This is a genomic window from Ilyobacter sp., from assembly GCF_041583315.1.
Classification (GTDB): domain Bacteria; phylum Fusobacteriota; class Fusobacteriia; order Fusobacteriales; family Fusobacteriaceae; genus Ilyobacter.
The window spans coordinates 1-6,202 of the sequence record NZ_JBFHGC010000112.1; the positions used below are offsets into that span (position 1 = coordinate 1).

6 protein-coding genes are annotated in these 6,202 nt (G+C 36.6%); 5 read left to right on the forward strand and 1 reads right to left on the reverse strand.

Annotated elements, in window-relative coordinates; genetic code table 11:
- Positions 1-217 precede the first annotated feature (217 nt).
- Genes ABZA26_RS05395 through ABZA26_RS05415 form a run of 5 tightly spaced genes read left to right on the forward strand, consistent with a single transcriptional unit; the run spans position 218 to position 5,383 of the window.
- Positions 218-1,849: a peptide ABC transporter substrate-binding protein gene (locus ABZA26_RS05395; RefSeq protein WP_372713495.1), complete on the forward strand. Its 1,632-nt coding sequence runs from the start codon at positions 218-220 to the stop codon at positions 1,847-1,849.
- 60 nt (positions 1,850-1,909) lie between these two features.
- Positions 1,910-2,836 carry an ABC transporter permease gene (locus ABZA26_RS05400; protein ID WP_372713496.1) on the forward strand — a complete coding sequence of 309 codons (927 nt, stop codon included), beginning with the start codon at positions 1,910-1,912 and terminating at the stop codon, positions 2,834-2,836.
- A complete protein-coding gene (locus ABZA26_RS05405; RefSeq protein WP_372713497.1) occupies positions 2,829-3,704 on the forward strand; it encodes an ABC transporter permease in 876 nt (291 codons plus the stop codon). Before ABZA26_RS05400 ends, ABZA26_RS05405 begins: the two co-directional genes overlap by 8 nt.
- Positions 3,697-4,641, forward strand: coding sequence for an ABC transporter ATP-binding protein (locus ABZA26_RS05410; protein WP_372713498.1), 945 nt, complete (start codon positions 3,697-3,699; stop codon positions 4,639-4,641). Before ABZA26_RS05405 ends, ABZA26_RS05410 begins: the two co-directional genes overlap by 8 nt.
- Positions 4,634-5,383, forward strand: a complete 750-nt coding sequence (locus ABZA26_RS05415; protein ID WP_372713499.1) for an ABC transporter ATP-binding protein — start codon at positions 4,634-4,636, stop codon at positions 5,381-5,383. The genes ABZA26_RS05410 and ABZA26_RS05415 overlap by 8 nt, the downstream gene beginning before the upstream one ends.
- A gap of 33 nt (positions 5,384-5,416) precedes the next feature.
- On the opposite strand, the gene ABZA26_RS05420 is transcribed toward ABZA26_RS05415, so the two are convergent.
- Entirely contained in the window at positions 5,417-6,142 is a 726-nt protein-coding gene (locus tag ABZA26_RS05420; protein ID WP_372713500.1) for an outer membrane lipoprotein-sorting protein, read from the reverse strand.
- Positions 6,143-6,202 lie beyond the last annotated feature (60 nt).

Genomic DNA, 6,202 nt, shown 5'->3' on the forward strand with positions numbered 1-6,202 from the left:
CATTTTTATCATATTTTCTTCTATGTGTCAAGTTTCCTCAATCACTTTTCATTAGAGAACATATTTCAATTTCGCTACTTTTTAAACCTTTTGTATATAATGGTTTATGCCACCTATAAAAATAATATTTTTTTATTTTATTTGTAAAAATTTAAAAAATAGAATATTATAGTAGATATAAAAAAAATTTAGCTGTGAAGGAGAAATGTTCAAAATTATGAAAAGAGCTTATACAACCATAATATTTTTAATATCTTTATTATTTTTTTCAACCGATCAATTGACCTGGGCAGCAAAAAATCCAGTCAAAGATAAGATCAATATTTTTTTCAATTATGAACCAAAAACTCTTGATCCTTCAAAGGCAGCAGATAACTATTCTATAGAACTCATTAAAAACACCATAGAGGGACTCACCAGGATTTCAATAAATTCCAAAGGAGAAGAAGTCCCCGAAAAAGCCGGAGCAGTTTCATGGAAGGTAGAGGAAAATGGTAAAAAATGGACCTTCTTTCTGAGGGAGTATCAATGGGAAGACGGAAGACAAGTCACAGCAGAAGATTTTGAGTATGGTATAAAAAGAAGTCTTGACCCAAAAACTGCTTCTCCTATGGCATATCTACTATACCCCATAAAGAATGCAGAAAAATATAACGGGGGAAAGGTGGCTCAAAACAGAGTGGGAGTAAAAGCTCTAGACAGCAGAACTCTTGTTATCGAGCTAGAAAATCCAACACCTTATTTCATACAGTTAACAAGTCTGACTCTTATGTCTCCCCAGAGAAAAGATATAGTTGAAAAATACGGTTCTTCTTACGGAAGCAGTTCCGAGAAGATGATCTACAACGGCCCATACAAGGTCACAGAGTTGAGTCACGAGAAAAAGATTGTTCTGTCAAAAAATAAAAACTACTGGGACAAAAATTCCGTAAATCTATCCAGTGTAAACGTACACATCATCAAAGATGAAAATGTCAGAATGGCAATGCTCTTTAAAGGACAGGCTGACATGGTGGAAGCCACTAAAAAAGAGTGGGCAGATAAATTTATAAAAAGCGGAAGATTCAAAGAAGTATCAGGATACAGTGCCGCTACTAATTTTTTATTTTTCAATCAAAAATCTGATCTGTTTAAAAATGAAAAAATAAGAAAAGCTTTCTCAATGGGGGTAAAACGTAAGGAGATGGCCGAAGTTATATACAGGGGTATTTTCGAGGCTGCCTATGGATGGGTGCCTCCTAAGGTGAGTATAGGGGATAATGAATACAGGAAAAAAAGAGGGAATTTCATAAAAGAAAACAGAGAAGAAGCGAGAACTCTCCTTATAGAGGGCTTGAAAGAACTGGGTATAAATAAGTCTCCTGAGGATATCGTCGTAACTTTTCTAAATCCAAGCACTACTACATGGGCCAGAAAATATTCTGAATACCTGGCACAGATGTACAAAGAAACCCTGGGAATTAATGTGAGGTCTGAATTTGTTCAGTGGTCTATTTTCGAAGGGAAAGTTTCCGATTTAAACTATGATTTTGCAGGCATGGGATGGTTCGGAGATTATAATGACCCTTCAAGTTTTCTAGAACCCTTTGTAAGTGACCAAGGTACAATTGTTACCGGATGGGAAAATATAAAATATAATGAACTTATCAGAAAAGCTACACTTACATTAGACAATGAAAAAAGATATGAATACTTCAAAGAAGCAGAGGAAATATTGATTGAAAACGGAGTAATAGCTCCTACAGTGTATCTAAAAAGAAGGATCTTTCACAAAAAAAATCTGAAAGGTCTAGTCATATCAGCATTCGGAAGTACTGACTATAAAAATGTATTTGTTGAAAAAAAATAATGAATAGCTTAAAATAGTGGTGGTATTGCATAATACTGCCACTTTTATATTGGAGGAACTATGAAAAAATTCATTATAGGAAAAACCGTAAATATGATAATAAGCCTCTTCACAGTGCTTACCATGACATTTTTTATGTTAGATTCACTTCCAGGTACACCTTTATCTTATCTGGGAAAAAGCATCGAAACTCAGTCTAAAGATAATTATCTTGAGCATTACAATCTCAATGAGCCAGTTTTTGACAGATATATAAATTTCACAAAAGCTATCTTTTTCCATGGAGACCTTGGGGAATCCATGATTTATCCAGGAAGAAAAGTAATTGATGAAATAAAAAGGTATGGCAGCACATCTTTTTATATTGGGATAAAGGGAATTTTATTAGGTTTATTTATCGGAGGAGGAATAGGCATATGCAGTATTACTGTCAACAACAGATTAATCAGAAATATAATGGTAATTATATCTCTATTGATGGTTTCTGTCCCAAGTTTCATAGTCGCAACACTTCTTTACTATATCTTCGTTGTAAAGCTGACCACTCTTTCAACCCTGACTCTCGATGGTGAAAACACCCTACTTCCTGTAGTATGTGTGACTGTTTCCACTGCCGGGATATATGCAAAATATTTCAGGGAAGGTATTTTGGAAGAGCTGCGAAAAGATTATGTCCTTCAAGCAAGGGCCAAGGGAAATACCAGGTATAATCTCTTAAAAAAACATGTTTTAAAAAATGCACTTTTCCCGATGATAGCACTTGTTCTTCCTCAAATTGCTGGAATTTTTATTGGTTTTTATGTCATAGAAAGTATTTTCTCTGTTCCTGGTTTTGGGACTGTGTATATTGACTCTGTAAACAACAGGGACTATAGCATGATTTTAGGAGCAACTTTAATCTTTACAATAAGTTATATTATCTCTGTCTATGTTGCTGAGCTCCTTTTTCTGGTAGCAGACCCAAGATTAAGGAGGAAAAATGGATAAATTTGATAGATTAAACAGCCACGCCTTTGCTGAAAACTGCTTTAAAGATAAAAATAGCAATTGTGACCCTGTACTCCTGGCAGAGTTCATCTTTATTGTTTTAATTATTTTTTTATCAGTTATACTACCAGATCACCTTTCTGAGACTAAATGGGATATGAATATGTTCCCATCTTCAGAACATCTCTTTGGAACTGATGATCTCGGAAGAGATATCTTTTTCAGAACTATAAAGGGAACTAAAATATCAATGACCATAGCAATAATAGGAGGTCTGATAGAACTCTTTATAGGGGGCGGATACGGAGCTGTAGCTGGATATATCGGCGGAAAAACCGAGTTTTTTATGATGAGAATTTTAGATGTTTTTTCCTCTATACCCTATCTTGTGCTGGTAACTCTTATCCCTATTTCCCTCGGAAGAAATCTTTTCGGGATTATTGTGGCCATCACCTTCACAGGGTGGTTTTCCACAGGGAGGGTAATAAGGGGAGAGGTTCTTCATCTGAAAGAGGAAAATTATGTGAAGGCCTCAAAACTCATGGGGGCCTCCCCCTTTTCAGTGGTAAAAAATCATATATTTCCAAATATAATAGGTATATTATCAGCCTCTGTGATCATGAATATCCCAAAGTACATCTTTGCAGAAGCTTTTTTACAGATTTTAGGACTTGGTCTGGGATATCCAAATATAACATGGGGAATGATGATTTCAGGATCTCAGGAAAATCTCTTTTTCTATCCTTATCAGATAGTTTTCCCGGGCATTGTACTGGTGACTGTCATTTTTGTAATAACACACATGGGAGAGCGCATTAAAAAAATGGTCAACGGAAACAGACTCCACTGGAGGGGATACTATGGATAAACTGCTGAAAATTAAAAACCTTTCTGTGAGGCTGGGAGAAAAAGAAGTGGTAAAAAATCTCAGTATGGATATTTACAGAGGTGAAGTTGTAGCTCTGGTAGGTGAATCAGGAAGCGGAAAAAGTACCCTTGCTCGGACTATAATGGGATTCCATAATATTTCGAAGGGAGAAATATTCTTTAAAAACAGAAGAATCGACATTTTAGGCGACAAAGAATATTCAAAAATAAGAGGGAAAGAAATTGCAATGGTATTTCAAAACTCCATGAATGCTTTCAATCCAACCATCCGTACAGGAGGTCAGATAGGGGAGCCCCTATACCTGCATACAGGAGAGAAAAAGAGTTCCGTCTTTGAAAAGGTCTATACAGCCCTTGGAAAACTTAATTTAGATAAAAAAAGAACTTATTCTTCATTTCCCCATGAACTTTCTGGAGGGATGAAGCAAAGAGCCGCCTTTGCCATGGGTTCCATCTGCGACCCTGAGATCTTAATTTTAGATGAGATAACCACAGCCATCGACATCGTAAATTTTAGGACGATCATCAATTCTGTAAAGCAGAAAAGAAAAGAAACCGGAGTGCTGCTCATAACCCACAATATGAATCTTGCAAGGGCTCTTGCAGACAGGATAGCAATTATCAAGAACGGAATAATCATAGAAGAAGGGGTCAATATCTTAAACGACCCTTTGCACCCCTATACAAAACTCCTGGTATCTTCAGAGCTAACAACCTCCTGCAAGAGAAAAGAAATAAAAATCCCTGTATATAACAAAACAGATATAGAATCTGACGGGTGCCCCTTTGCTCCAAATTGTTTTGATGCCATGAAGATATGCCTGGAAAAAGTCGGGTATGAAATAAAACTAGAAAACAGAACCATCAGGTGCTGGCAGTATGATCCAAAATGGTTGAGGAGGCAAGATTGTGAGTAAGCTGTTTGATATTAAAAATCTCACTGTGGAGTTTAACAGAGGTTCATTTAAGGCCCTTGACCAGATAAACCTCCACCTGGAAAAAGGAGAAATCCTGGGTATACTGGGAGAAAGTGGTGGCGGAAAGTCAACTCTGGCCAACTCCATGACCCTTTTAAATGACAGATACACAGGAGAGATAATGTATAGGGGAAAGGAGATAAAATCCATGACTCCCAAAGAGAGAAAGGACTTTTCAAAAGAGGTTCAGCTCATATTTCAGGACCCCTACTCCTCACTGAACCCCAAAATGAAATTGAAAAATATAATCCTTGAGGGAGCCTTTATTCACGGACTCACTCAAAATAACAGTTCCAAGGAATTTTTAAAAAAATTATTGAACAAAGTGGGCCTAAAAGAAGACTATCTTGAACGATATCCTGGAGAACTCTCTGGAGGTGAAAGGCAAAAGGTGGCCATAGCAAGGGCTCTGGCTCTTTCCCCAGAGGTTATAATCTTTGATGAAGCCACTACAAACCTGGATCTTGTGAGCCAACGAGAAATACTGAATATAATATTGGAACTTCAGAAATCAGGAGTTACCTGTGCTGTAATATCACATAATCTTCCTCTCATAAATATAATCTCAGACAGAGTTATAGTTATAAACAAAGGGGTAATAATCGAAGAAGGAAAGACAGACGATGTTTTTTCCTCTCCTAAAAGTTGTTATCTGAAAGCGACGATCAACAACAAAATATAAAAAGGTTCAGAAATTCTGAACCTTCTTTTGTTCTCAGTTTCTTCTTTCCAAATTTTTCAGGGTGAAAACAGACTCTGGAATATCCGGATCGATTACTATATTATTTAAAATAATCTCAGTATAGGAATCCTCTTTTATTTTGTCTTCCATTCTGAACTTTGTTATATAATACCGGTCACCTATCCACATGGCATCGTCTACATAGAACTCCTTAAGGAGTTTCCCGGATACTGCATACATTTTGGAGGTTATCAAGACATAATTATCCCTGTCAACCTCTATAACTCTCCTGTAATAGGCTGTGTCCTCACCCTCTCTCGCAGTGAGTTCCAGTATAAAGGACTTATCTGTTTCCTCCAATATCTCTGAGGTATAGAGGTCTGTCAGATGGCTTCTGTCAGTCTGATCTTCATAGGATATATCACTTCCCATCATATTTTGCCTCAGCATATGCCCTGATATTTTCACTGTCCTGTCTGCTTTAGGAAGAAATATCCAAAGGTTTTCCCCGTTCCTCAAATACTTCGTACCCTTGTCTCTAGGAGGAGATACAAATTCCATGAAAGCCAGGTCTTTCCCCACAGCCTGTATCTTCATTTTCTTGATAAACTTCTTATTTTTTTTGTGAATAATCATCTCCCCGTCATATTCTATGGAACTGGGAGTCATATTGTAATCCACCTTTTCCAATATCTCTTCTGAGGTAATTGCAAAAATAAAAACCGGAAAAATCAGATATATTATTAATAGTTTTTTCATAAAAAATCCTCCTACTGGTTTCTCAGATTTTCCACAGCTTCTTTTTTTATTTCTGGAGTC